The sequence below is a fragment of the Streptomyces sp. NPDC086080 genome (genome assembly GCF_044540255.1).
Lineage (GTDB): Bacteria > Actinomycetota > Actinomycetes > Streptomycetales > Streptomycetaceae > Streptomyces.
On the sequence record NZ_JBITRU010000022.1, the window covers coordinates 88,661 to 114,026 of the forward strand.

General features: G+C 69.8%; 23 protein-coding genes. 1 reads left to right on the top strand and 22 read right to left on the bottom strand.

Translation table 11 applies throughout. The features are described 5' to 3' along the window. The first annotated feature begins 38 nt into the window (after positions 1-38). Positions 39-1,859 carry a glycosyl hydrolase family 18 protein gene (locus tag ACIF9R_RS24465; protein WP_399983802.1) on the top strand — a complete coding sequence of 607 codons (1,821 nt, stop codon included), beginning with the start codon at positions 39-41 and terminating at the stop codon, positions 1,857-1,859. A gap of 88 nt (positions 1,860-1,947) precedes the next feature. Here ACIF9R_RS24465 and dacB read toward each other — a convergent pair whose 3' ends face one another. The 22 genes from dacB to thrC all read right to left on the bottom strand — a co-directional run bounded on the left by dacB (position 1,948) and on the right by thrC (position 25,362). Next, on the bottom strand, positions 1,948-3,501 hold the full coding sequence (gene dacB, locus ACIF9R_RS24470; RefSeq protein ID WP_399983805.1) for a D-alanyl-D-alanine carboxypeptidase/D-alanyl-D-alanine-endopeptidase: 1,554 nt from the start codon (positions 3,499-3,501) through the stop codon (positions 1,948-1,950). A 186-nt stretch (positions 3,502-3,687) separates the two neighbouring features. Beyond that, positions 3,688-4,137 carry a DUF2550 domain-containing protein gene (locus tag ACIF9R_RS24475; RefSeq protein WP_399983808.1) on the bottom strand — a complete coding sequence of 150 codons (450 nt, stop codon included), beginning with the start codon at positions 4,135-4,137 and terminating at the stop codon, positions 3,688-3,690. Between the two features lie 128 nt (positions 4,138-4,265). Continuing rightward, on the bottom strand, positions 4,266-4,643 hold the full coding sequence (locus tag ACIF9R_RS24480; protein WP_399983811.1) for a F0F1 ATP synthase subunit epsilon: 378 nt from the start codon (positions 4,641-4,643) through the stop codon (positions 4,266-4,268). Between the two features lie 132 nt (positions 4,644-4,775). After that, positions 4,776-6,212 (bottom strand): F0F1 ATP synthase subunit beta, encoded by a 1,437-nt coding sequence (gene atpD / locus ACIF9R_RS24485; protein ID WP_399983814.1) that lies wholly within the window; start codon positions 6,210-6,212, stop codon positions 4,776-4,778. Next, a complete protein-coding gene (locus ACIF9R_RS24490) occupies positions 6,212-7,129 on the bottom strand; it encodes a F0F1 ATP synthase subunit gamma (protein WP_399983817.1) in 918 nt (305 codons plus the stop codon). The genes atpD and ACIF9R_RS24490 overlap by 1 nt, the downstream gene beginning before the upstream one ends. Positions 7,130-7,150: 21 nt before the next feature. Next, positions 7,151-8,740: a F0F1 ATP synthase subunit alpha gene (gene atpA, locus ACIF9R_RS24495; protein ID WP_399983819.1), complete on the bottom strand. Its 1,590-nt coding sequence runs from the start codon at positions 8,738-8,740 to the stop codon at positions 7,151-7,153. Between the two features lie 133 nt (positions 8,741-8,873). Beyond that, entirely contained in the window at positions 8,874-9,689 is an 816-nt protein-coding gene (locus ACIF9R_RS24500; RefSeq protein WP_399983822.1) for a F0F1 ATP synthase subunit delta, read from the bottom strand. Continuing rightward, positions 9,686-10,234 (bottom strand): F0F1 ATP synthase subunit B, encoded by a 549-nt coding sequence (locus ACIF9R_RS24505; protein WP_399983825.1) that lies wholly within the window; start codon positions 10,232-10,234, stop codon positions 9,686-9,688. The genes ACIF9R_RS24500 and ACIF9R_RS24505 overlap by 4 nt, the downstream gene beginning before the upstream one ends. 39 nt (positions 10,235-10,273) lie before the next feature. Continuing rightward, positions 10,274-10,510: an ATP synthase F0 subunit C gene (gene atpE / locus ACIF9R_RS24510; protein WP_103541639.1), complete on the bottom strand. Its 237-nt coding sequence runs from the start codon at positions 10,508-10,510 to the stop codon at positions 10,274-10,276. Between the two features lie 76 nt (positions 10,511-10,586). Next, entirely contained in the window at positions 10,587-11,357 is a 771-nt protein-coding gene (gene atpB, locus ACIF9R_RS24515) for a F0F1 ATP synthase subunit A (protein ID WP_399983964.1), read from the bottom strand. Positions 11,358-11,630: 273 nt separating this feature from the next. Further along, on the bottom strand, positions 11,631-12,068 hold the full coding sequence (locus ACIF9R_RS24520) for a hypothetical protein (RefSeq protein WP_399983828.1): 438 nt from the start codon (positions 12,066-12,068) through the stop codon (positions 11,631-11,633). A 311-nt stretch (positions 12,069-12,379) separates the two neighbouring features. Further along, the gene (locus ACIF9R_RS24525) at positions 12,380-13,714 is read right to left on the bottom strand and encodes an MraY family glycosyltransferase (protein WP_399983831.1); all 1,335 of its coding nucleotides are present in this window, start codon (positions 13,712-13,714) and stop codon (positions 12,380-12,382) included. 138 nt (positions 13,715-13,852) lie between these two features. After that, positions 13,853-15,091 carry a serine hydroxymethyltransferase gene (gene glyA / locus ACIF9R_RS24530; RefSeq protein WP_399983833.1) on the bottom strand — a complete coding sequence of 413 codons (1,239 nt, stop codon included), beginning with the start codon at positions 15,089-15,091 and terminating at the stop codon, positions 13,853-13,855. 182 nt (positions 15,092-15,273) lie between these two features. After that, positions 15,274-15,951 (bottom strand): protein-tyrosine-phosphatase, encoded by a 678-nt coding sequence (locus ACIF9R_RS24535; protein WP_399983836.1) that lies wholly within the window; start codon positions 15,949-15,951, stop codon positions 15,274-15,276. Beyond that, entirely contained in the window at positions 15,948-16,595 is a 648-nt protein-coding gene (locus tag ACIF9R_RS24540) for an L-threonylcarbamoyladenylate synthase (RefSeq protein ID WP_399983839.1), read from the bottom strand. Before ACIF9R_RS24540 ends, ACIF9R_RS24535 begins: the two co-directional genes overlap by 4 nt. 62 nt (positions 16,596-16,657) lie before the next feature. Then, positions 16,658-17,503: a peptide chain release factor N(5)-glutamine methyltransferase gene (prmC, locus tag ACIF9R_RS24545; protein ID WP_399983842.1), complete on the bottom strand. Its 846-nt coding sequence runs from the start codon at positions 17,501-17,503 to the stop codon at positions 16,658-16,660. Between the two features lie 34 nt (positions 17,504-17,537). Next, entirely contained in the window at positions 17,538-18,605 is a 1,068-nt protein-coding gene (gene prfA / locus ACIF9R_RS24550) for a peptide chain release factor 1 (protein ID WP_399983845.1), read from the bottom strand. Between the two features lie 105 nt (positions 18,606-18,710). Next, a complete protein-coding gene (gene rpmE, locus ACIF9R_RS24555) occupies positions 18,711-18,932 on the bottom strand; it encodes a 50S ribosomal protein L31 (RefSeq protein ID WP_399983848.1) in 222 nt (73 codons plus the stop codon). Positions 18,933-19,200: 268 nt separating this feature from the next. Continuing rightward, positions 19,201-19,854 carry a trypsin-like serine protease gene (locus ACIF9R_RS24560; RefSeq protein ID WP_399983851.1) on the bottom strand — a complete coding sequence of 218 codons (654 nt, stop codon included), beginning with the start codon at positions 19,852-19,854 and terminating at the stop codon, positions 19,201-19,203. A 367-nt stretch (positions 19,855-20,221) separates the two neighbouring features. Next, positions 20,222-22,312, bottom strand: coding sequence for a transcription termination factor Rho (gene rho, locus ACIF9R_RS24565; RefSeq protein WP_399983854.1), 2,091 nt, complete (start codon positions 22,310-22,312; stop codon positions 20,222-20,224). Positions 22,313-22,733: 421 nt separating this feature from the next. Continuing rightward, entirely contained in the window at positions 22,734-23,651 is a 918-nt protein-coding gene (thrB, locus tag ACIF9R_RS24570) for a homoserine kinase (protein ID WP_399983857.1), read from the bottom strand. A 652-nt stretch (positions 23,652-24,303) separates the two neighbouring features. Continuing rightward, entirely contained in the window at positions 24,304-25,362 is a 1,059-nt protein-coding gene (gene thrC, locus ACIF9R_RS24575) for a threonine synthase (RefSeq protein ID WP_399983860.1), read from the bottom strand. Between the last annotated feature and the right edge of the window lie 4 nt (positions 25,363-25,366).

A 25,366-nucleotide genomic window follows, 5' to 3' on the forward strand; every position in this document is an offset into this window, starting at 1 on the left:
CACATCCCCAACGGCTTCTCCCCATAAGGAGGCGCAGCATGCGCTTCAGACACAGAGCCGCCGCGGGGTTCGCGACCCTGCTGCTCCCCGTCGCCGGCCTCGTCGGCCTCGCGAGCCCCGCCGAGGCCGCCACCTCGGCGACCGCCACCTACGCCAAGACCCAGGACTGGGGCTCGGGCTTCGAGGGCAAGTGGACGGTGAAGAACACCGGCACCACGACCATCAACTCCTGGACCATCGACTGGGACTTCCCCTCCGGCACCAAGGTCACCTCCGCCTGGGACGCCACGGTCACCGGCTCCGGTGACCACTGGACCGCCAAGAACGTCGGCTGGAACGGCACCCTCGCCCCCGGCGCGTCGGTCAGCTTCGGCTTCAACGGCAGCGGCTCCGGCTCCCCCTCCGGCTGCAAGCTCAACGGCGGCAGCTGCGACGGCACGTCCGTCCCCGGCGACGAAGCCCCGTCCGCCCCCGGCACCCCGACCGCCTCGGACATCACCGACACCTCGGTGCGGCTGTCCTGGCCGGCCGCCACCGACGACAAGGGCGTCAAGAACTACGACGTCCTGCGCGACGGCGCCAGGGTCGCCACCGTGACCGGCACCTCGCACACGGACACCGGCCTGTCCAAGGGCACCGACTACTCCTACACCGTGCGGGCCCGGGACACCGCCGACCAGACCGGACCGGCCAGCAGCGCGGTGCGGGTCCGCACCACCGGCACCACCGAGGAACCGCCGCCCGGCGAGAAGGTCAACCTCGGCTACTTCACCGAGTGGGGTGTCTACGGCCGCAACTACCACGTCAAGAACCTGGTGACGTCCGGCTCGGCCGCCAAGATCACCCACATCAACTACGCCTTCGGCAACGTCGTGGGCGGCCAGTGCAAGCTCGACGACGCCTACGCCGCCACCGACCGGGCCTACACCGCCGACCAGTCCGTCAGCGGCCAGGCCGACAGCTGGGACCAGCCGCTGCGCGGCAACTTCAACCAGCTGCGCCAGCTGAAGGCGAAGTACCCGCACATCAAGGTGCTGTACTCCTTCGGCGGCTGGACCTACTCCGGCGGCTTCGGCCAGGCCGCGCAGAACCCGGCGGCGTTCGCCAAGTCCTGCAAGGCCGTGGTGGAGGACCCGCGCTGGGCCGATGTCTTCGACGGCATCGACATCGACTGGGAGTACCCCAACGCCTGCGGTCTGACCTGTGACACCAGCGGTCCGGCGGCCTTCAGGAACCTCTCCCAGGCCCTGCGCGCCGAGTTCGGCGACGACTACCTGGTCACCGCCGCCATCACCGCGGACGGCTCGAACGGCGGCAAGATCGACGCGGCCGACTACGGCGGCGCCGCCCAGTACCTCGACTGGTACAACGTGATGACGTACGACTACTTCGGCGCCTTCGACAAGGACGGCCCCACGGCTCCCCACTCGCCGCTGACGTCGTACGACGGCATCCCGCAGGAAGGCTTCAACTCGGCCGCCGCGATCGCCAAGCTGAAGGCGAAGGGCGTCCCGGCGAGCAAGCTGCTGCTCGGCATCGGCTTCTACGGCCGCGGCTGGACCGGTGTCACCCAGTCCGCCCCCGGCGGCTCGGCCACCGGAGCGGCCCCCGGCACCTATGAGGCGGGCATCGAGGACTACAAGATCCTCAAGAACAGCTGCCCGGCCACCGGCACCGTCGCGGGCACGGCGTACGCCCACTGCGGCAACAACTGGTGGTCCTACGACACCCCGGCCACCATCGGCTCCAAGATGGCCTGGGCCAAGAGCCAGGGCCTCGGCGGCGCCTTCTTCTGGGAGTTCAGCGGAGACACCACGAACGGTGAGCTCGTGACCGCCATGGACAACGGACTGAGGTAGACGGCACGGCCGTCGGGCCACCGCCACCGGGCCGCCCCCGGACGACACCGTCGTCCGGGGGCGGCCTCGCACGGGCGTGGATCCGCGGTCAGGTGTTGCAGCCGTTGACCGACGCGGCGAGACCGTCCAGGGCGTCCTTGATGTCGTTGCCCGGCGCGGTGGAGCCGTTCTCGACGAAGGAGAAGACCTTCCAGCGCCCGTCCTCGCCCAGCGTCATGCCGCTGAGGGCGATCGCCCCGGTGAGGGTGCCGGTCTTGCCCCTGACCTCCCCGACCGCGCACTGCGAGTCCTCGGTGTCGAACCGCCCCCACTCGGGACCGAGCGTGGCTCCCGCCTCACCGGCGACGGGCAGACCGTCCGCGACGTGCTTCAGCACACCGCTGTAGCGGGGGTCGGTGCTCAGGTCGAGGATGTCGGCGAGGGTCCGCGCCGGGATGCGGGTGGCACGGGAGAGGCCGCTGCCGTCGTACATCTCGAAGTTCTCCAGGGACACGCCGTACGTGCCGCTCAGCACGTCCCGCACGACCGCCGTGCCGTCCTCGAAGGTGGCCGCGCGGTCGGCGCCGAGCGCGGTCATCCGCAGCAGCGACTCGGCGATGTTGTTGTCGCTCACCTTGAGCATGTGCTTGACGATCGTGGACAGTGCGTCGGACCGGTGCTCCGCCACGAGGGCGTCGCCCTCCCCGGCCACCCCGCGGGTGACCTCGCCGCTGACCGTGACACCGCGGTCGGCGAGCAGTCCGGCGAAGACCTCGCCCGCGTCCAGCGCGGTGTCCTCGACGGCGTGTCCGTCCACCACCAGGGCCCGCACCGGCGCGATCTCGTTCGGGTAGTAGCCGGCGTTCCAGCCGGTGGCGAGGGTGGGCTCCGGGAAGAGGCTGTCGTCGACCCGGACCTCGACCGAGGTGAGACCGGCGTTGGCCAGCCCCGCGACCGCGGCCTCGGCCAGCGCGGCCAGGTCCTCGGTGGTCAGCGTGCGGTCTCCCCCGCCGACGAGGGTGAGCGTGCCGTCGGCGTAGACGACCTCGGTGGTGAACCGGTGGTCGGGGCCGAGGACGGTCAACGCGGCGGTGGCGGTGGCGAGTTTGGTGTTGGAGGCGGGCATCAGCGCGGTGGCCGCGTTGTGGTCCCAGATCACCTCGTCCGACGCGGCGTCGATGACGAATCCGCTGAGCTGTGTGCCCAGCCGCGGATCACCGGCCCGCGCGTCGAGGGCGTCCGCGATGCTCTGGTCCACGGAGACGGGGTCGGTGGTGGCGGTGGTGTCGCCCGCACCGGGCCGGACGGACTTCACGAACGTCCGTGTGTCGTCGGCCGTGGCGGCCGTCTCCTCCGTGCCGGAGACCACGGCAGGACGCTCGACGACGTCTTCGGTTCCGGCGGCGGCGTTCTCCGCCAGAGCCTCGCTCTCCGCGGTCTCGTCCGTGTCCTCCGTGAGCACGCGTTGGTGAGCGTGCTCCTGGGGAGGGCTGAATCCCCCGCCGTCGGACCCTCCGGCGGCGAAGGCGGAGGGCGCGGACAGGATCGTCGCGGCGACGGGCGCGGTCGCCGCGACCACGATGGCCCGGCGGACCGACGGATTCATCTGTTTGGGCTTGCGGTGGCGGCCGCTGCGGGCGGCCGCACGCGAAATGCTGTGCATGGAGGGGGCCTCACTCGGGATGGATCGGAACCAGACGTCCGAACGACGTCCCCAGTAGAAACGCGAGCCCATGCAAATGGTTCAAAGTTACGGTGAAGTAGGCGCGGGGGAACCCGATTTCAGGCCACGTTCGCCCTGTCCCGACGGCCCCGCCGCCCGACGGAGGAAGCTCCCCCGAACGTCGCGTTACGCGACGTTCACCCGCTGGCCGGGCGGTGCCGCCTCCAGCCACGCGAGGAAACCGGTCAGCGCGTCCTCGCTCATCGCGAGCTCCAGACGCGTGCCCCGGTGCAGACAGGCGAGGATCACCGCGTCCGACAGCAGCGCCAGCTCCTCCTCGCCCTCGGGTACGCGACGGCCGGCCACCTCGATCGCGGAGCGCTCCAGGACGCGGCGCGGGCGGGGCGCGTACGAGAAGACGCGGTACCACTCGACCCGGTCGCCGTTGTAGCGGGCCACCCCGTACGCCCAGCCCTTGCCGCCGGAGTCACCCGGGGTCTCGGGGGCGTCCCAGCGCAGGCTGCAGTCGAAGGTGCCGCCGGAACGCTGGATGAGCCGGCGGCGCAGACCGAAGACGAAGAGCCCGGCCACCACGAGCACCACGACAATTCCGCACACAGTCAGAGCGAGGACCATCGGCACCGACCTCCTCGTCTCCTAGGTAACGGAACGGAAAAATCATCCAGATCTGCCTCAGCCGCGGTCGGCTCCGGATCACTCCGGTGCCGGCCGCGGCTGAGGGACGTCAACTCATCGCGCTGGTATCAGCGCCCCGCCGTCGCCGCCCGCAGGCGGACATCCGCGCGGCGCTCGGCGTCGGCGTCGTCCTCCGCCTTCGCGCGGGCGAGTTCCTCTTCCGCGCGCTTGACGTCGATCTCGTCCGCCAGCTCGGCGGTCTCGGCCAGCAGCGACAGCTTGTCGTCCGCGAACGAGATGAAACCGCCGTGCACCGCGGCGATGACCGTCCCGCCCTCGCGCGTACGGATGGTCACCGGGCCCGACTCCAGCACACCGAGCAGCGGCTGGTGACCGGGCATGACGCCGATGTCGCCGGACGTGGTGCGCGCGACGACCAGGGTGGCCTCGCCGGACCAGACCTCTCGGTCGGCCGCGACCAGCGCGACGTGCAGCTCAGCAGCCAAGGTGGCTCCTCGGGTCACCACCCGGCGGTTGTGCCGGGTGTTGGTTACAAGTCTAGTAGGCAGGAGAGAGGGGGCGGGACGCAGCCCGCCCCCTCAGGAGTGAGCCGTGCGGCTCAGCTCGGAATCCGGGGGTCAGGAGACGCCCAGCTTCTTCGCGTTGTTCTTCAGGTCCTCGATGCCACCGCACATGAAGAACGCCTGCTCCGGGAAGTGGTCGTACTCACCGTCGCAGATCGAGTTGAACGCGGTGATCGACTCGTCCAGCGGCACGTCCGAACCGTCCACGCCGGTGAACTGCTTGGCGACGTGGGTGTTCTGGGACAGGAAGCGCTCCACGCGACGGGCACGGTGGACGACGAGCTTGTCCTCCTCGCCGAGCTCGTCGATACCGAGGATCGCGATGATGTCCTGCAGGTCCTTGTACTTCTGCAGGATGTTCTTCACCCGCATGGCCGCGTCGTAGTGGTCCTGCGCGATGTAGCGCGGGTCCAGGATGCGGGACGTGGAGTCCAGCGGGTCCACGGCCGGGTAGATGCCCTTCTCCGAGATCGGACGGGAGAGCACCGTCGTCGCGTCGAGGTGGGCGAAGGTGGTGGCCGGGGCCGGGTCGGTCAGGTCGTCCGCGGGGACGTAGATCGCCTGCATCGAGGTGATCGAGTGACCACGGGTCGAGGTGATGCGCTCCTGGAGGAGACCCATCTCGTCGGCCAGGTTCGGCTGGTAGCCCACCGCGGAGGGCATACGGCCGAGCAGGGTCGACACCTCGGAACCGGCCTGGGTGAAGCGGAAGATGTTGTCGATGAAGAACAGCACGTCCTGCTTCTGGACGTCACGGAAGTACTCGGCCATGGTGAGGCCGGCCAGCGCGACGCGCAGACGGGTGCCCGGGGGCTCGTCCATCTGACCGAAGACGAGCGCGGTCTTGTCGATGACGCCCGACTCGCTCATCTCCTCGATGAGGTCGTTGCCCTCACGGGTGCGCTCGCCGACACCGGCGAACACCGACACACCTTCGTGGTTATTGGCGACGCGGTAGATCATCTCCTGGATGAGCACCGTCTTGCCGACGCCGGCACCGCCGAACAGACCGATCTTTCCACCCTTGACGTACGGGGTGAGAAGGTCGATGACCTTGACGCCGGTCTCGAACATCTCGGTCTTCGACTCGAGCTCGTCGAAGTTGGGCGCCTTGCGGTGGATCGGCCAGCGCTCACCGGTGTACTGCTCGTCGACGTTCAGCACCTCACCAAGGGTGTTGAACACCTTGCCCTTGGTGAAGTCGCCGACCGGCACCGAGATGGCGGAGCCCGTGTCGGTCACCGCGGACTGGCGGACCAGACCGTCGGTGGGCTGCATGGAGATGGTGCGGACCAGACCCTCGCCCAGGTGCTGGGCGACCTCGAGGGTCAGCGTCTTGAGCTGGCCCTCGTTGGCCGGGTCGGCCACCTCGACGTGGAGGGCGTTGTAGATCTCCGGCATCGCGTCGACGGGGAACTCCACGTCGACGACCGGGCCGATGACCCGGGCGACGCGGCCCGTGGCCGTCGCGGTCTCAACAGTGGTGGTCATTACTTGTCACTCCCCGCGGTCGCGTCGGCCAGTGCACTGGCGCCACCGACGATCTCGCTGATTTCCTGGGTGATTTCGGCCTGGCGGGCCGCGTTGGCAAGACGGGAGAGCGCGTTGATCAGCTCGCCCGCGTTGTCGGTGGCCGACTTCATCGCGCGCCGCGTGGCGGCGTGCTTGGAGGCGGCCGACTGGAGCAGCGCGTTGTAGATCCGGCTCTCCACATAGCGCGGCAGCAGGGCGTCGAGGACGTCCTCCGCCGACGGCTCGAAGTCGTACAGCGGGAGGATCTCGCCCTTGGCGGACGCCTCCCCGGCGACCTCGTCGAGGCGCAGCGGAAGCAGTCGGGAGTCGACTGCCGTCTGCGTCATCATCGAGACGAACTCGGTGTAGACGATGTGGAGCTCGTCCACGCCGCCTTCCGCCGTCTCCTTCTCGATGGCCTCGATCAGCGGGGCCGCGACCTTCTTGGCGTCCGCGTACGAGGGCTCGTCGGTGAAGCCGCTGAACGACTCCGTGACCTTGCGCTCACGGAAGTTGTAGTGCGCGAGGCCGCGGCGGCCGACGATGTACGTGTCGACCTGCCTGCCCTCGCGCTCCAGGCGCGCGGTCAGCTGCTCCGCCGCCTTGATGGCGTTGGCGTTGAAGGCGCCGGCCAGGCCGCGGTCGCTCGTGAGGAGCAGGACCGCGGCGCGGGTCGGGTTCTCCGCCTCGGTGGTCAGCGGGTGCTTGGTGTTGGAGCCGGTGCCGACCGCCGTGACCGCGCGGGTGAGCTCCCGCTCGTAGGGCGAGGAGGCCCGCACCTTGCGCTGCGCCTTGACGACACGCGAGGCGGCGATCATCTCCATCGCCTTGGTGATCTTCTTGGTCGCGGTGACGGATCGGATGCGACGCTTGTAGACCCGGAGCTGAGCTCCCATGAGTCAGGTCCCTTCCTTACGTCACTTGGCGGCGGACGGGGCGTCCTCGCCGAGCAGCTTGCCGTCGCTCGTCTCGAACTGCTTCTTGAACTCCGCCACGGCGTCGCCGATCGCCTGGATCGTGTCGTCCGACATCTTGGCGCCCTCCTTGATGGAGGTCATGAGGCCCTGCTCCTTGCGGTGCAGGTACTCCAGCAGCTCCTTCTCGAAGCGGCGGACGTCGGCGACCGGCACCTCGTCCATCCGGCCGGTGGTGCCGGCCCAGATGGAGACGACCTGGTCCTCGGTGGCCATCGGCTCGTACTGGTTCTGCTTCAGCAGCTCGACCATGCGCTGACCGCGCTCCAGCTGCGCCTTCGACGCGGCGTCCAGGTCGGAACCGAAGGCGGCGAACGCCTCCAGCTCACGGAACTGGGCGAGGTCCACGCGCAGACGGCCGGAGACCTGGCGCATCGCCTTGTGCTGGGCGGAACCACCGACTCGGGAGACGGAGATACCGACGTTCAGCGCGGGGCGCTGACCGGCGTTGAACAGGTCCGACTCCAGGAAGCACTGGCCGTCGGTGATGGAGATGACGTTGGTCGGGATGAACGCCGAGACGTCGTTGGCCTTGGTCTCGACGATCGGCAGACCGGTCATCGAGCCGGCGCCCTCCGCGTCGGAGAGCTTGGCGCAGCGCTCCAGCAGGCGGGAGTGCAGGTAGAAGACGTCACCCGGGTAGGCCTCGCGGCCCGGCGGGCGGCGCAGCAGCAGCGACACGGCGCGGTAGGCGTCGGCCTGCTTCGACAGGTCGTCGAAGATGATCAGGACGTGCTTGCCCTCGTACATCCACTGCTGGCCGATGGCCGAGCCGGTGTACGGCGCGAGGTACTTGAAGCCGGCCGGGTCGGACGCCGGGGCGGCGACGATGGTCGTGTACTCCAGCGCGCCGTTCTCCTCCAGCGCGCGGCGGACCGACGCGATGGTGGAGCCCTTCTGGCCGATGGCGACGTAGATGCAGCGGACCTGCTTCTTCGGGTCGCCCGTGCGCCAGTTGTCACGCTGGTTGATGATCGTGTCCACGGCGAGGGCGGTCTTGCCGGTGCCGCGGTCGCCGATGAGGAGCTGGCGCTGGCCACGACCGATCGGGGTCATGGCGTCGACGGCCTTGTAGCCCGTCTCCATCGGCTCGTGCACCGACTTGCGCTGCATGACCGTGGGGGCCTGCAGTTCGAGGGCGCGGCGGCCCTGGGTCTCGATCTCGCCGAGGCCGTCGATCGCGTTGCCGAGGGGGTCGACCACACGGCCGAGGTAGCCCTCGCCCACGGCGACGGACAGGACCTCACCGGTACGGGTGACCGGCTGCCCCTCCTCGATGCCGCTGAACTCACCGAGGACGATGGCACCGATCTCGCGCTCCTCAAGGTTGAGGGCGAGGCCGAGGGTGCCGTCCTCGAACTTCAGCAGTTCGTTGGCCATGGCCGAGGGGAGACCCTCGATCTTGGCGATGCCGTCGCCGGCAAGGGTGACCGTACCGACCTCCTCGCGCGAGGCCGCGTCCGGCTTGTACGACTGGACAAAGTTCTCCAGCGCGTCCCGGATCTCCTCCGGCCGGATCGTGAGCTCCGCCATCTGAGTTCCCTGCTCTCCTTGTTGGGCCCGAAGTTTCACTTGGGGGGATGGGGACTCCCCCCTGAAAGAGGTGAATCCTCTGCACGGCCCAACCAGGGCCGCAAGTACGTACTACTTATGAAGTATGCGCTGCTCAGCCCGCGAGCCGACGGCTCGCGTCCTCGAGCCGGTCCGCCAGGGAGCCGTTGATGACCTCGTCACCGACCTGCACCCGCATCCCGCCGACGACCTCGGGGTCGACGTCGAGGTTGAGGTGCATCCGGCGGCCGTAGAGCTTCGCGAGGACATCGCCCAGGCGCTGCTTCTGCTGGTCGCTCAGCGGCACCGCGGAGGTGACGACGGCCACCATGCGGTCCCGGCGGTCGGCGGCGAGCTTGGACAGGGATTCGATTCCCGTCTCCAGGCTACGTCCCCGGGGCGCGGTCACCAGACGCGTCACCAGACGCTCGGTGACCTGGTTCGCCCTGCCCCCGAGCAGAGTGCGCAGCAGCTCACTCTTGGAGGAGGCGGGCGCGCTCCGGTTGGTCAGCGCGGAGCGCAGCTCGGTGCTGGAGGAGACGATCCGGCCGAACCGGAACAGCTCGTCCTCGACGCTGTCGAGCGCGCCGGCCTGCTGGGCGGCGGTGAGGTCGGCGACGGTGGCCAGCTCCTCCAGCGCGTCCACCAGGTCGCGGGACTGCGACCAGCGGGAGCGCACCATGCCGGCCACCAGGTCCGCGGCCGGGCCGCTGACCTGCGATCCGAGCAGGCGCAGGGCCAGTTCGGCCTTGGCCTCACCGGCCTGCGCCGGGTCGGTGAGGACCCGACGCAGCGACACCTCGCGGTGGAGCAGGGCGGTGACGGCGGCCAGCTCACCGGCGAGCGAGCCGGCGTCCACGGACGTGGAGTCCGTCAGCGCGTCGAGACGCTCGCGTGCGGCTGCCAGGGCGTCGCGGCTCGCTCCGTTCATCGTGCGGCCTCGGCCTTCTGGTCGAGATCGTCGAGGAAGCGGTCGATCACGCGGCTCTGCCGGGCGTGGTCCTCGAGGGACTCGCCGACGAGCTTGCCGGCCAGGTCGGTGGCGAGCTTGCCGACGTCCTGGCGCAGCGCGGTCGAGGCGGCCTTGCGGTCGGCCTCGATCTGCGCGTGACCGGCGGCGACGATCTCCTCGCGCTGCCGCTGGCCCTCGGCCCGCATCTCGGCGATGAGCGCGGCACCCTGCTCCTGCGCCTCCTGGCGCAGACGCGCGGCCTCGTGCCGGGCTTCGGCGAGCTGAGCCTTGTACTGCTCAAGGACGCTCTGGGCCTCGACCTTCATGGTCTCGGCCTCTTCGATACCGCCTTCGATCGCCGTGCGGCGCTCCTCCAGAACCTTGTTGATGTTCGGGAGCAGCTTCTTCCAGAAGAAGAAGAACACGATGGCGAAGGCGATGGTGCCGACGAGCAGCTCGGGGCCCGGAGGAAGAAGCGGGTTCTGCTCCTCCTCGGCCGCCAGCTGCACCAGGTTGGCGATCACATCAGTGCCTTTCGTCGAAACGTGTCGGAGTAAGGGTTCTTACTGGCCGAACACGAACGGCATAACGATGCCGATGAGGGCGAGCGCCTCACAGAACGCGAAGCCGAGGATCTGGTTGGCACGGATCAGGCCGGCCGCCTCGGGCTGGCGGGCGAGGGCCTGGGTGCCCTGGCCGAAGATGATGCCGATACCGATACCAGGGCCGATGGCGGCGAGGCCGTAACCGATGGAGCCGATCGAGCCGGAGACAGCGGCGAGGGTCTCAGTGGCAGCCATGCTGGATCTTCCTTCTCTTTACATGGGCCGGTGGGGGTTGGCCACCGGACGACTTGAGGTGCGGGGTGTGGAGGGCTCAGTGGTGCTCGGCGAGAGCGCCCTGAACGTAGGAGCAGGCCAGCAGGACGAAGACGTACGCCTGGACGGCCTGGACGAAGAGCTCGAACAGGATCATGATCACGGTCATGACGAACGAGACGCCGGCGGCGGGGATCATCCAGCTGTTCAGCAGGTACCAGCTGGCGACGGTGAACATCACGAGCAGCAGGTGGCCGGCGAACATGTTGGCGAAGAGCCGGACGGCGTGGGTGAAGGGCCGGACGAGGACGTTCGAGAAGAACTCGATGATCACGACGAGCGGCAGCACGGCGCCGAGCGACTTGTCGTAACCGGTGAGGTTCTTGAACCCGCCCGTGAAGCCGTGCTTCTTGAACGTGATGGCGAGCCAGGTCACGTAGACGACCACGGCCAGCACCATGGGGAAGGCGATGATCGACGACACCGGGAACTGGGCCAGCGGGATCACCGACCAGATGTTCATGATCCAGATGAAGAAGAACAGCGAGACCATGAGGGGCACGTACTTCTCGCCCTGCTTCTTGCCCAGGGTCTCGTAGACGATGCCGCGGCGGACGAAGTCGTAGCCGGCCTCACCGACCATCTGCAGCTTGCCCGGCACCACCTTCGCCTTGCCGAAGGCCGCGTAGAAGAAGCCAATGACGAGGACGGTGGTGATGAGCGCGAGCAGCATCACCTTGTTGAACTCGAACCCGCCGACAGTCGCGATCGGCTGGAAGAGGAACGAGTGCAGGCCCGGAGCCGGAAAACCACACCCGTTGTCGGACATGATCCGACAGCTCCAGTCAAAGGCGAGCTGGGTCTGGTCAGCACTCACCGCGGGCTCCTTCGGCGTGACGCATAGGTACGGCAACCTCGTTGTGTCGGCGCGGCACGCGGCCGCGGGTCGGCACCGGACAGGTGTTACGGATGTGGGGGCGGCTGTGGGGCATCGAGCCTCGCGATCGCTCAGGCGTCAGCTCGGATGCCCGCGCCCGCGATGCCGCAGTTGGCACCGGACGATAGCAGGAGTTCTCTTCGGCCTTTATCGCGCCCCTACCCGTCACGACGACGGCCCCGTCTTCTCGGACTTGTCACTCTTCGCGGAATCCGGATCGACGTAGAAGAGCTTGGCCTTCATGTGCGCACGGGCCTGTGCGGCCATCCACACGAGGGTCGCCACGACGAGCGAGATCGCGAACGTCTTCGGGTTGAAGAGTGAGGTGTCCTTGAAGAGCGCGACGAAGATCATGAGCAGCAGGAGCTGTGCGACGTAGAGCATCAGGCCCATGGCCTGGAACAGCTGGGGGAGCGATTTCGCCGTCCACTGCAGGACGTACAGGCCGATCCCCATGAACAGGATGGCCAGCACGGTTCCGACGACCGCGCCGAGGGCGCCCTTGCCTCCGGCCACCGCGGCACTGACGGCAACGGCGACCGCACCGGCAGCAGCTGTGGGCACAGCGCACTGCAGAAGGTTCCGGACGTCATGGGACGGCATGGCGGCAACTCCGCATTTCACAGGGGGCAGGGTGTCGTCATGGACGAGCGTAGACCCCCGGGCCGAGTGGAATTTCCTCGCGCCGATGAACCGTCGCACTGCGGTTCTTCGGCTCTGTCCGGGGTTCTCGTGAACGGTATCACAAACTATTTGATGCAGTCTTTACCTGCCGGGTGTGCCCGGCATCACACATGAGAGCGAAGCCGCGCGTCTGAGCGGACATCCGGCCGCTATGTCTGATATTGGGCGCTTCGCGCCCCCAATGGGACCCCATCGGGGTCCCACGACTTGGCAATGCTCTAGCCGGATTCTTACCTTGACCGTGACCGGTCGGCCAGGCGTGCGCGGGAGCCGACCGCGGTCGCCCCGTTGACGCCGGAGACGCCCGCGGCCACCGGTGTGCGGTCGTCGGGGGCCTCGTCGGGAACCCCGGCGGCCGCCTCGGCCGCCGACGCCTCCTCGGCGGGCACCTCGTGCCGCCGGCGACGGTAGCGCGGCGGCACGACGGCCTCCGCCCAGCGCGGGGCCCGCGGGGTGAAGCGGGGCAGCAGGAGCAGGATGAGGCCGAGCGTCGAGAGGATCACCACACTCAGCACGATCCACATCGACGCCGAGTTCACGGAGTACGTGAGCGCGCCGAAGCCGATCAGCGCCGACCAGAAGTACATGATCAGCACGGCCCGGCTGTGCGAGTGGCCGATCTCCAGCAGCCGGTGGTGCAGATGCCCCCGGTCCGCCGCGAACGGCGACTGGCCGCGCCAGGTGCGCCGCACGATCGCCAGGATCAGGTCGGCGGCCGGCACCGCGATGATGGTGAGCGGCAGCAGCAGCGGGATGTAGACCGGCACCGTCTGGTGCACGGCCTCCTTCTCCGAACCGGCGAACAGCTTCAGCGCGTCCGGGTCGACCTGCCCGGTGATGGAGATGGCCCCGGCGGCCAGCACCAGGCCGATGAGCATCGAGCCCGAGTCACCCATGAAGATGCGCGCGGGATGCATGTTGTGCGGCAGGAAGCCCAGGCACATGCCCATCAGGATGGCCGAGAACAGCGTCGCCGGAGCGGCCGCCTCGATGCCGTACGAGTACCAGATGCGGTAGGCGTACAGGAAGAACGCCGCCGCCGCGATGCACACCATGCCGGCCGCGAGACCGTCCAGGCCGTCCACGAAGTTGACCGCGTTGATGGTGATGACGACCAGCGCCACCGTGAGCAGCGTGCCCTGCCACTGGGTCAGCGCCACCGACCCGACGCCCGGGATCGGCAGCCACAGGATCGTCAGACCCTGCATGACCATCACACCGGCGGCGATCATCTGGCCGCCCAGCTTGATCAGGGCGTCGATCTCGAACTTGTCGTCCAGGACACCGATGAGCCAGATCAGCGCGGCCCCGGAGAGCAGCGCCCGCGGCTCGTTGGAGTTCTCGAAGAGCTGGTTGAGGTTGGTGAGATGGTCGGCGACCAGCAGGCCCGCGCACAGGCCGAAGAACATCGCGATACCACCGAGCCGCGGAGTGGGTTCCCGGTGCACGTCACGTGCCCGGATCTCCGGCATCGCCCCCGCCACGATCGCGAACTTCCGCACCGGCCCGGTCAGCAGGTACGTCACCGCGGCCGTGACGCAGAGCGTCAGCAGGTATTCACGCACAGGCTTCCCCACAGGTCTCGCTGGCCATCACAGCCCCACACCCTAGCGAGGCGCGCATATGAGTGGGGACTTCCGGGTAGCGACGATGGTTGCACGTGTGGCTGTGCATCAGGTGCGGCTACCCCGGGAGCGGCCCTCTCAGCGCGGGTACGGCGGGAACGCGGCCACCAGTTCCCGGACGTCCTCCCGGGCCCGTGCCGGGTCCGTCCCGCCCCGCAGAACGCTAGCCAGCAGGCCCGCCACGAACGTCATCTCCCGGGCGCCCAGGCCCTGGGTGGTCACGGCGGCCGTGCCCAGCCGCAGCCCACGGTCGTCGTCGTGGGGAAGCGCACAGCAGTCGAGGACGATGCCCGCCGCCGCGAGCCGGCCGCGCGCGGTGCGTCCGTCGACGCCGAGCGGCGCGGGGTCGGCGGTGATCAGGTGGGTGTCCGTGCCGCCGGTGGTGACGGCCAGTCCCTCGGCGGCCAGCGCGGCGGCCAGGGTCCGCGCGTTGGCGACCACCTGCCGCGCGTACGCGGCGAACGCCGGGGCCGCCGCCTCCCCGAACCCCACCGCCTTGGCGGCGATGGTGTTCATCTGGGCACCGCCCTGGGTGAACGGGAACACCGCCCGGTCCACTCGCTCGGCCAGCTCTCCGCCGCACAGGATCATCCCGCCGCGCGGGCCCCGCAGCACCTTGTCCGTCGTCGCGCACACGATGTCGGCGTACGGCACCGGACTGGGCGCCACTCCCCCGGCGACCAGGCCCATGGGGTGCGCGGCGTCCGCGATGAGGTAGGCGCCGGCCTCGTCGGCGACCTCGCGGAAGAACGCGTAGTCGATGTGGCGGGGGTAGGCGATGGAGCCGCAGACGATCGCCTTGGGGCGGTGCGCACGGGCCAGGGCGCGGACCTGCTCGTAATCGATCAGTCCGCTCTCCGCGTCCACGCCGTAGCCGACGAAGTCGAACCAGCGGCCCGAGAAGTTGGCGGGCGAGCCGTGGGTGAGATGGCCGCCGTAGGGCAGGCCGAGCGCGAGCACGGTGTCGCCGGGGCGCAGCAGGACGGCGTACGCGGCGAGCACGGCGGAGGAGCCGGAATGCGCCTGCACGTTGGCGTGCTCGGCGCCGAACAGCGCCTTGGCCCGCTCCACGGCGAGGCCCTCGGCGACGTCGACGATCTCGCAGCCGCCGTGGTAGCGGTGGCCCGGGTATCCCTCGGCGTACTTGTTGGCCAGGGGTGAGCCGAGGGCGGCCAGCACGGCCGGCGACATGAAGTTCTCGGCGGCGATCAGCTGGAGCGTGGTCGCCTGCCGCTCACGCTCGCCGAGCAGCACATCGGCCAGCTCGGGATCCTGCCGCCGCAGCACATCGGCCTCAAGGACATGGCTGACCACCATCACGGACTCCCGGGCGTCGACACTGACCTATGCCCAATGTAGGCCGCCCACACCCCCACCGCCCCCGCTGCGGTCCCGCCCCGCCCCCGCCCCGCTGTGGGCAATCGTTCCGCAGGGCGGAACGGGTGGGCACAGCGGAACAACGCCGGAGGCCCTGCAAACCCACCCCCGCACCCGGACGCCTACGCCCGAGCGGGAACCCCGGTCAACGCCGTGACAACAGGGTCCAGCGCCTCGTATATCTCCACCCCGATGGACTGGAAGAACGGCAACGGCGCCCCGTACGGGTCGTACACCTCGTCCGCCTCAGCAGTGGGCGCCAACAACCACCCCCGCAGCGCCGCAGCCGCCCGCACCAACGCCCGCGCCCTCATGACCAGCCCCTCCTCAAGGGGCGGCAACGTAGCCGGGTCGATGGCATTGACGAGCCGCGTGAACTCCTTCAACGTGAACGTCCGCAACCCCGCCGAATGCCCCATGGAGATGACCTGCGCCCGATGATCCCGCGTAGCGGTCAGCACCAGATCCGCCCGGATCACATGATCGTCCAGCAGCTCCCGCCCCACGAAGCCGGACGCGTCCGCGCCGAACTCCTCCAGCACGGTCTCCGCGTGCGCCTCCATCACCGCACCCTCGTGCCCCCACGTCCCCGCGCTCTCCACGATGAGCCCGCCGCCCAGGATGCCCAGCCGCTGGCTCACGAAATGCCGGGTCAGCCGCTCGGTGATGGGCGAGCGGCACACGTTTCCGGTACTGACGTGGAGGATGCGGAAGGTGTCGCGCGGAAACCCGAAGGTCGTCGTCATCTCCGCGCTGGATTCTTCACCGCCTGTGCCACGCCCCGCCCCAGGGGCCGTCAATTCGCCACCTCGAGGTCGGGTACCACCTTGCGCAGCTCGTCCGGCGAGATCGCGCCCTCGCGCAGCAGCACGGGCACGGGGCGCGTGACGTCGACGATGGAGGAGGGCACGTTGCCCGGGGTGGGCCCGCCGTCCAGGTACACGGAGACGGAGTCGCCGAGCATCTCCTGCGCGGCGTCGCAGTTCTCCGGCGCCGGGTGGCCGCTGAGATTGGCGGACGAGACGGCCATGGGCCCGACCTCGGTGAGCAGCTCGATGGCCACCGGGTGCAGCGGCATCCGCACGGCGACGGTCCCCCGGGTGTCCCCGAGGTCCCACTGCAGGGAGGGCTGGTGCCGGGCGACCAGCGTCAGCGCGCCCGGCCAGAAGGCGTCGACCAGTTCCCAGGCCATCTCGGAGAAGTCGGTCACCAGGCCGTGCAGCGTGTTCGGGGAGCCGATCAGGACGGGCGTGGGCATGCTGCGGCCCCGGCCCTTGGCCTCCAGCAGATCGGCGACGGCCTCCGAGGTGAACGCGTCGGCGCCGATGCCGTACACCGTGTCCGTCGGCAGCACCACGAGTTCGCCCCGGCGGACGGCGGACGCGGCTTCACGCAGACCGGTCGCGCGGTCGGTCGCGTCGTTGGTGTCGTATCGCCGAGCCATCTAGCGGGCCTCCTCGTACGGGTGCTGCTGGGGGGATGAAGTATGCGGGACACTCACGGCGTTCACGGCAGCGCCTTGCGCGCGGTGGCGAACCGCGGACGGTTGTTCAGATCGGGGTGGTCGGCCGCGTCGGTCCAGCCGCGGTCCTCGGCGAAGATCCACGGGACCTGTCCGCCCTGGGTGTCGGCGTGCTCGACGACGACCACCCCGCCGGGGCGCAGCAGCCGGTGCGCGGTGCGCTCCAGGCCGCGGATCAGGTCGAGCCCGTCCTCGCCGGAGAACAACGCCAGATCGGGGTCGTAGTCACGGGCCTCCGGGGCGACGTACTCCCACTCGGTGAGCGGGATGTACGGCGGGTTGGAGACGACCAGGTCGACCTGCCCGTCGAGGTCCGGGAAGGCCGCCAGGGCGTTTCCCTGGCGCAGTTCGACCCTGGACCCCTCCATGTTCTTGCGCGTCCACGTCAGGGCGTCCTCGGACAGCTCGACGGCGTACACGCGCGAGCGCGGCACCTCCTGGGCCAGCGCCAGCGCGATGGCGCCCGAGCCGGTGCACAGGTCGACGATGCAGGGCTCGACGACGTCCATCGCGCGGACCGCGTCTATCGCCCAGCCGACGACCGATTCCGTCTCGGGCCGCGGCACGAACACCCCGGGACCGACCTGGAGCTCCAGGTAGCGGAAGTACGCGCGTCCGGTGATGTGCTGGAGCGGCTCGCGGGCCTCACGGCGGGCGATGACCTCCCAGTACCGGGCGTCGAAGTCGGAGTCCTTGACGCCGTGCAGCTCGCCGCGCTTGACGCCGTGCACGAACGCGGCGAGCTCCTCCGCGTCGGTGCGCGGCGAGGGCACGCCGGCGTCGGCGAGCCGCTGGGTGGCCTGGGCCACCTCGGCGAGCAGCAGGTTCACTGGTCCTCCGGACTGTCTTCGAGAGTTGCGCGGCTTACGCGGCGGCGAGCTTGGCGGCCGAGTCCGCGTCGACACAGGCCTGGATCATCGCGCCGAGGTCGCCGTCCAGGACCTGGTCCAGGTTGTACGCCTTGAAGCCGACGCGGTGGTCCGAGATGCGGTTCTCCGGGAAGTTGTACGTACGGATCTTCTCGGAGCGGTCGACGGTGCGGACCTGGCTGCGACGGGCGTCCGCGGCCTCCCGTTCCGCCTCCTCCTGCGCCGCGGCGAGCAGCCTGGAGCGCAGGATACGCAGGGCCTGCTCCTTGTTCTGCAGCTGGCTCTTCTCGTTCTGGCAGGAGGCGACGACTCCGGTCGGCAGGTGCGTGATGCGCACGGCGGAGTCGGTGGTGTTGACGGACTGCCCGCCAGGACCGGACGACCGGTAGACGTCGATCCGCAGATCGTTCGGGTTGATCTCGACATCGACCTCCTCCGCCTCGGGCGTCACCAGGACACCCGCCGCGGAGGTGTGGATACGGCCCTGCGACTCGGTCGCCGGCACCCGCTGCACGCGGTGCACGCCGCCCTCGTACTTCAGCCGCGCCCACACACCCTGGCCGGGCTCGATCTGCCCGCGGGCCTTCACCGCCACCTGGACGTCCTTGTAGCCGCCCAGCTCGGACTCGGTGGCGTCGATGATCTCGGTCTTCCAGCCGACGCGCTCGGCGTAGCGCAGGTACATCCGCAGCAGGTCGCCTGCGAACAGGGCGGACTCGTCGCCGCCCGCGCCCGCCTTGATCTCGAGGATGACGTCCTTGTCGTCGTTGGGGTCGCGCGGGACGAGGAGCAGGCGCAGCTTCTCGGTGAGCGTCTCGCGCTGCTCCTCCAGCTCCTTGACCTCGGCGGCGAAGTCGGGGTCGTCGACGGCGAATTCACGCGCGGTCTCGATGTCCTCGCCCGTCTGCTTCCAGGAGCGGTACGTGGCGACGATCGGCGTGAGCTCGGCGTAGCGCTTGTTCAGCTTGCGCGCGTTGGCCTGGTCGGAGTGGACCGACGGGTCGGCGAGCTTCGTCTCCAGGTCGGCGTGCTCGGCGACGAGTTCCTCGACGGCCTCGAACATCTTGGGCTCCTGCTGGTACGTGGGTGAAGGGCGGGCGACCAAAAACGCCGGTCCCGGCCTGCCCCCGGGCGGGGGCGCGGCCGTGGACCGGCGATCGGTGACTCGCTACTTCTTGGAGCCGGCGGCCTTGCCGAAGCGGGCCTCGAAGCGGGCCACACGGCCACCGGTGTCGAGGATCTTCTGCTTGCCCGTGTAGAACGGGTGGCACTCGGAGCAGACCTCGGCACGGATGGTGCCGCTGTTGATCGTGCTGCGAGTGATGAACGACGCGCCACAGGTGCAGCTGACCTGCGTCTCGACGTACTCGGGGTGAATGTCGCGCTTCAAGGTGTCTCCTAGGTTCGGGAGGGCGCCGGGTCGCCACCGCTCGGTGCGGGAGCGTGAACCGGGGCCGACGTACCAGTCTGCCAGGACTGGCGCCATCCCCCAAAACGAGGGGTGGGGCCGCTCTATTCCCACCGGCTTCCGGCGCCCGGCCCGACCGGCTCCACGGCCCGCCCGGCACACCGAAGGCCCGGCGGGTGGGCGGCGTGCACCGCTCACCCGCCGGGCCTGCCGACGATCAGCCGAAGATCATCCTGAGATCAGACGTCGATCAGCCGAAGATGTCGTAGTGCTGGAAGCCGGTACCGACGGAGATCCGCGCGGAGAAGAACGGGGCGGTGCTCCTCCCGGAGCCACGGTACTGGTACATCGTGCCGCCGGGGGTGCGGACCAGGAGGTCGGCCTTGCCGTCGCCGCTGACGTCACCAACCGTGACCAGGGCGTTGTACGTGGTGTTCTTCCAGTTGTAGCCCTTGACGCAGTGCGCGGCGGTGAGGATCTTCGTCGGCGCGACGACGGCGCCGCCGCAGAAGAAGCCGATGTCGTCGGCCAGGCTGTCGGTACCCCGGTCGTCGTAGTAGTGCAGCTGCGCCATCCAGGGCGCCGAGGTGATGCTGGTGGTGCTGCCGCCGATCTTCGCGTCGATGCCGGAGTCCGGGTTCACGCTCTTGCTCAGCGGCGTCTTGTTCGTCTGCCCCGCGATGTCGTCACCCGCCATGGCGCCCACGACGCGCCGCGTCAGCTCGGCGAGCGACGGCGACTCCTGCGCGGGGTCGACGGTCGGCTGCGGCAGCGCGGGCGCTGCGCCGGCCGGCGAGGTCATCAGCGCGGCACCGACGGCCGCCGCGAGACCGGCCGCGGCGACGGGCAGGGCGAGGCCGAACCGGCGTCTGTGCCGCCCGCCTCCGGACAGGGATGTACCCATGCAATTCCCCCCTCGGGATGGTGAGTTCGGGCCCGAATCAGGATCTGGAAAAGGCCCGAAGCCACGTGACGTACACCTGTCCGAGGACATCACGGCACGAAAATAGACCGCCCCACGAAACGGGACGGCCACCTGTGCGCCCCCAGAGGGGCACGGGAATGTATCCGGCTGTTCACGCGCGCGGCGGGACCACCCGGGGCACGACACGGCCGCCCGGGCATGGGGCACGGCTCAACCGCCCAGACCGGGCACCGGCACGACCACCCGGGCCCGGGCACGGGCACGGGCACCGGCATGGAGCGGGCACGAGCACGGGCGCGAGTGGCCGGAAGCCACCCGCGCCCGGGAGACGCGGTCCCGACGAGCGTCAGTCGCCGTTGCCCGGTGTCGGCGTCGTCTTCTGGATCTGCATCAGGAACTCGGCGTTCGACTTCGTCTGCTTCATCTTGTCGAGCAGCAGCTCGACCGCCTGCTGCTGGTCGAGGGCGTGCAGCACCCGGCGCAGCTTCCAGACGATGGCGAGCTCGTCGGGCGCGAGCAGGATCTCTTCCTTACGGGTGCCGGACGCGTCGACGTCCACCGCCGGGAAGATGCGCTTGTCGGCGAGCTTCCGGTCGAGCTTGAGCTCCGCGTTGCCGGTGCCCTTGAACTCCTCGAAGATGACCTCGTCCATGCGGGACCCGGTGTCCACCAGGGCGGTGGCGAGGATGGTCAGCGAGCCGCCGTCCTCGATGTTGCGGGCCGCACCGAAGAAGCGCTTCGGCGGGTACAGGGCGGTCGAGTCGACACCACCGGACAGGATGCGGCCGGAGGCCGGGGCGGCGAGGTTGTACGCACGGCCCAGACGCGTGATCGAGTCGAGCAGCACCACGACGTCGTGACCCAGCTCCACCAGGCGCTTGGCACGCTCGATGGCGAGCTCCGCGACCGTGGTGTGGTCCTCGGCCGGGCGGTCGAAGGTCGAGGAGATGACCTCGCCCTTGACCGACCGCTGCATGTCGGTGACCTCTTCCGGACGCTCGTCGACCAGGACGACCATCAGGTGGCACTCGGGGTTGTTGTGGGTGATCGCGTTGGCGATCGCCTGCATGATCATGGTCTTGCCGGTCTTCGGCGGGGCCACGATCAGACCGCGCTGGCCCTTGCCGATCGGCGACACGAGGTCGATGATCCGCGTGGTCAGCACGCCCGGGTCGGTCTCCAGACGGAGGCGGTCCTGCGGGTACAGCGGGGTGAGCTTGTTGAACTCCGGGCGGCCTCGGCCGTGTTCGGGCGCCATGCCGTTGACGGAGTCCAGGCGGACCAGCGCGTTGAACTTCTCGCGCCGCTCGCCTTCCTTGGGCTGGCGGACCGCGCCGGTGATGTGGTCGCCCTTGCGCAGGCCGTTCTTGCGGACCTGGGCGAGGGAGACGTACACGTCGTTCGGACCGGGCAGGTAGCCGGAGGTGCGGATGAAGGCGTAGTTGTCGAGGATGTCCAGGATGCCCGCGACGGGGATCAGGACGTCGTCCTCGTTGATCTGCGGCTCCTGCACCTCGTCGCGGCCACGACGGCCACGGCGGTCGCGGTAGCGGCCACGACGGCCACGACGGCCGCCCTCGAAGTCGTCGTCGTCGTGCTGACGGTCCTGCCGGTCCTGCCGGCCGCCGCCGCCCTGCTGGTTCTGCTGACGGCCGCCGCCCTGCTGGCTCTGCTGCTGGTCGTCGCCCTTGCCGCGGCGGTCCCCGCGCTCGCCACGATCTCCGCGGTCGCCCCGCTCACCACGGTCACCGCGCTCGCCACGCTCACCGCGGCCGCGGTCACGTCGGTCGCGACGGCGGCCCTCGCCGCCGTCCTGGTCGGACTTGCCCTCGCCCTGCTGCGCCTGCTGCTGGGCCGGGGCCTCGGCCTTGGATTCCGTCTTCGCCTCGGCGGTGACCGTCTCGGTCGCGGCTGCCGCGGCGGCCGGGGCACCGGCGTCGGCGGTGGCACGACGGCGGCGGCGCTCGGCGGGAGCGGCGGCCTCCTCGGCCGGCTCGGCCGAGGCCTTCGGAGAGGGCTGGCCGGGGATGTCGATCTGCTGCTGGGCCGCGGCCTGCTCGGCGGGGGCCTGCTCGCCCTTGGCGTCGGCCTTCTTCTCGGCGGAGTCACCCGTACGGGTCCGCGAGGTGGCACGGCGCTTCGGCTTGGTCTCGGTGGCGGACTCGGCCTTGGCCGGCGCCGATCCGGCGGGGGCGGCCCCACCGGCGGCCTGCGCCTCCTTGATGACCTCGATCAGCTGGCTCTTGCGCATCCGCGCGGTGCCCCTGATTCCGAGGCCGCTCGCGACCTGTTGCAGCTCGGCCAGCACCATGCCGTCAAGGCCGGTACCCCGGCGCCGCCGGGAGCCGGCACCGGAAGCAGGCGCGGAAGCGTCCGTGGCGGGCGCGGCAGCGGTCTCCTCGACACGTGCGCCCATCAGATCGGTGGTGTCGCTCACGAAGGGTCCTTCCCTGGAGCGGACGTCGGCCTGTCTGGCTCGGCGACCGGTTGTGCTGTCCGGCATCGGTCCTTGCTGTGCGGACCGTGCCGGGGCGGTTGTCCGCCTGAGCGGCGGAAGGGATATCTGGTGATGGCGCTTCCCCGGGTCGCGACACCCTGTGTCACGTGGCGTGGTCGCACCGGTTCCGGAGCTCCCCCAGAGGGGCTAGCCCCACCGTCGGGCCGTTCAGCGTCCGCGTACGACGTACTGCCCGCATACGTAGCAGTGAACACAGTGCGGCTTGGGGGGCTCCCGGAAGAATGTCTGTCCCGGACGGGGACACGAGGCACCTCGCCATGGTGGAGGTCGGGTGCAGACTTGAGGTTAACACTACCGGATCCAACAAACATTCCCCCTCTCCAAATCCGGCAACCGTGTGTCAGGTCGCGAGCGGAAGCACGCTCGCTCCGTGGACATCCAGGCCGAGCCGGTTCGCGGCCCACTCGCTGCCGGCCAGTGCTTCGACCTTGTCGGCCGTCTCCGCGTCGGCCAGCGCCATCACCGTGGGTCCGGCCCCGGAGATCACCGCGGGGATGCCGTCCCCGCGCAGCCGCTCCACCAGGGCGGCGCTCTCCGGCATGGCCGGGGCGCGGTACTCCTGGTGCAGACGGTCCTCGGTGGCGGGCAGCAGCAGCTCGGGGCGCCTGGTCAGAGCCTCGACGAGCAGGGCGGCACGGCCCGCGTTGGTGGCGGCGTCGACGTGCGGCACGGTGCGCGGGAGCAGTCCCCGCGCCATCTCGGTGAGAACCGGCTTCCCGGGCACGAAGACCACCGGAACGATGGAATCGGCGGGCTCCATCCTGATCGCACGGGCCGCGCCGCGCTCCATCCAGGACAGGGTGAATCCGCCCAGCAGACACGCGGCGACGTTGTCGGGGTGACCCTCGATCTCGGTGGCCAGCTCGAGCAGCGCGGTGTCGTCGAGCTTGGCGTCGGCGCCTATCGTCACGGCGCGAGCGGCGACGATCCCGGCGCAGATGGCGGCGGAGGAGGAACCCAGGCCCCGGCCGTGCGGGATGCGGTTGGCGCAGACGATCTCGAGGCCGCGCGGCTGCCCGCCGAGCAGGTCGAAGGCGGTGCGCAGGGAGCGTACGAGGAGATGGCGCTCGTCCCGCGGAAGGGTCTCTTCGCCCTCACCGGCGATGTCGATGTGCAGCCCGGAGTCGGCCACCCGGACGACCACGTCGTCGTACAGCCCCAGCGCGAGGCCGAAGGCATCGAAGCCCGGGCCGAGGTTGGCGCTGGTGGCGGGGACGCGCACCCGGACGGCGGCGGCGCGGAAGGCTGGACCGGCCATCGCTCGAAAACTCTCCTTGAGCTGCGTGACTGTCGGACTGTCGAATGACATTCGATGGACACGGGGGACACGATCGACATTCGATGACGTACGAAAACCCCTGGGACCGCCGTCGACCGGGGTGGCCGACCGCTTTCCGGGTCGCTTCCCGGCCATTTTCCGGACCGTGGAGACGACGCACGACCGCCGCGTATGCGGCGGGCGGGTTCAGTACAGCTTATCGAAGGAAGGTTCAGTGGCGACATAGGGCGCACGGGAGGCGCACGATGCGTGTCGAGAGCCCCCCATGCAACCCTCGTCGGTAACTTCCCCAGGTGAGCGCGCCCTTACGCCCGTACTGCCGGTTCGGGGGCACTGTGGTGCTTTGCGGTGCCCTGTGGTGCTGTGCCATGCGCCGTGCCCCTCTGGTGGACGCGCCCCCGGGGAGGGGCGAGGCGCGGACGCCTGACCCTGGCGGGATACGGGAGCCGGCGGAGTACGGACGCCCGCCCCCTCTCGGACGACGGGCACCCGCCCTGTGCGAGGCCCTGTCCGGGGCACGACGCCTGCCCCGGACGAGGCCCGGAACCAGCCCCACGGCACGGAACCGGCCCCGGACATCGCTCAGACGCTCAGTCCCGCAGGCCCCTCAGGCCTCAAGCCCTTCAGTCCCTCAGACGAGACCGAGCCGCTCCGCGGCCGTCGCCGCGTCGACGGGGACGGTGACCGGCTGCGGCGCACCCGCGACGGCCCAGTCCGGGTCCTTCAGACCGTTGCCGGTGACCGTGCACACGATCGTCTGCCCCGGGTCGACCTTGCCCTGCTCGGCGGCCTTCAGCAGACCGGCCACCGAAGCAGCGGACGCGGGCTCGACGAAGACACCCTCCTGAGCGGCCAACAGCCGGTAGGCGCGCAGGATCTCACGGTCCGTCACCTCGTCGATGGCGCCGCCGGACTCGTCCCGCGCGGCGAGCGCGAAGTCCCAGGAGGCGGGGTTGCCGATCCGGATGGCGGTGGCGATGGTCGACGGGTCCTTGACGACCTCGCCGCGCACCAGCGGCGCGCTGCCGGAGGCCTGGAAGCCCCACATGCGCGGCGTCTTGGTGCTGACACCGTCGGCGGCGTACTCCTTGTACCCCCTCCAGTACGCGGTGATGTTGCCCGCGTTGCCCACCGGCAGCACATGGATGTCGGGCGCGTCGCCGAGCATGTCGACGATCTCGAAGGCGGCGGTCTTCTGCCCCTCGATACGCACCGGGTTGACGGAATTGACCAGCGCGACGGGGTAGTTGTCGCTCAGCGCGCGGGCCAGCGTGAGGCAGTCGTCGAAGTTGCCGTCGACCTGGAGGATCTTCGCGCCGTGGACCAGCGCCTGACCCATCTTGCCGAGCGCGATCTTGCCCTCCGGCACGAGCACGGCGCAGACCATGCCCGCCCGCACGGCGTACGCGGCGGCGGAGGCGGAGGTGTTGCCGGTCGAGGCGCAGATGACGGCCTTGGCCCCCTCCTCCTTCGCCTTGGAGATGGCCATGGTCATGCCCCGGTCCTTGAAGGACCCGGTCGGGTTCGCACCCTCGACCTTGAGGTGCACCTCGCAGCCGGTGCGCTCGGAGAGCACCTGCGCGGGCACGAGCGGCGTACCGCCCTCACGGAGCGTCACGATCGGCGTGCTGTCGGATACCGGCAGCCGGTCCCGGTACTCCTCGATGATTCCGCGCCACTGGTGGGTCATTGCT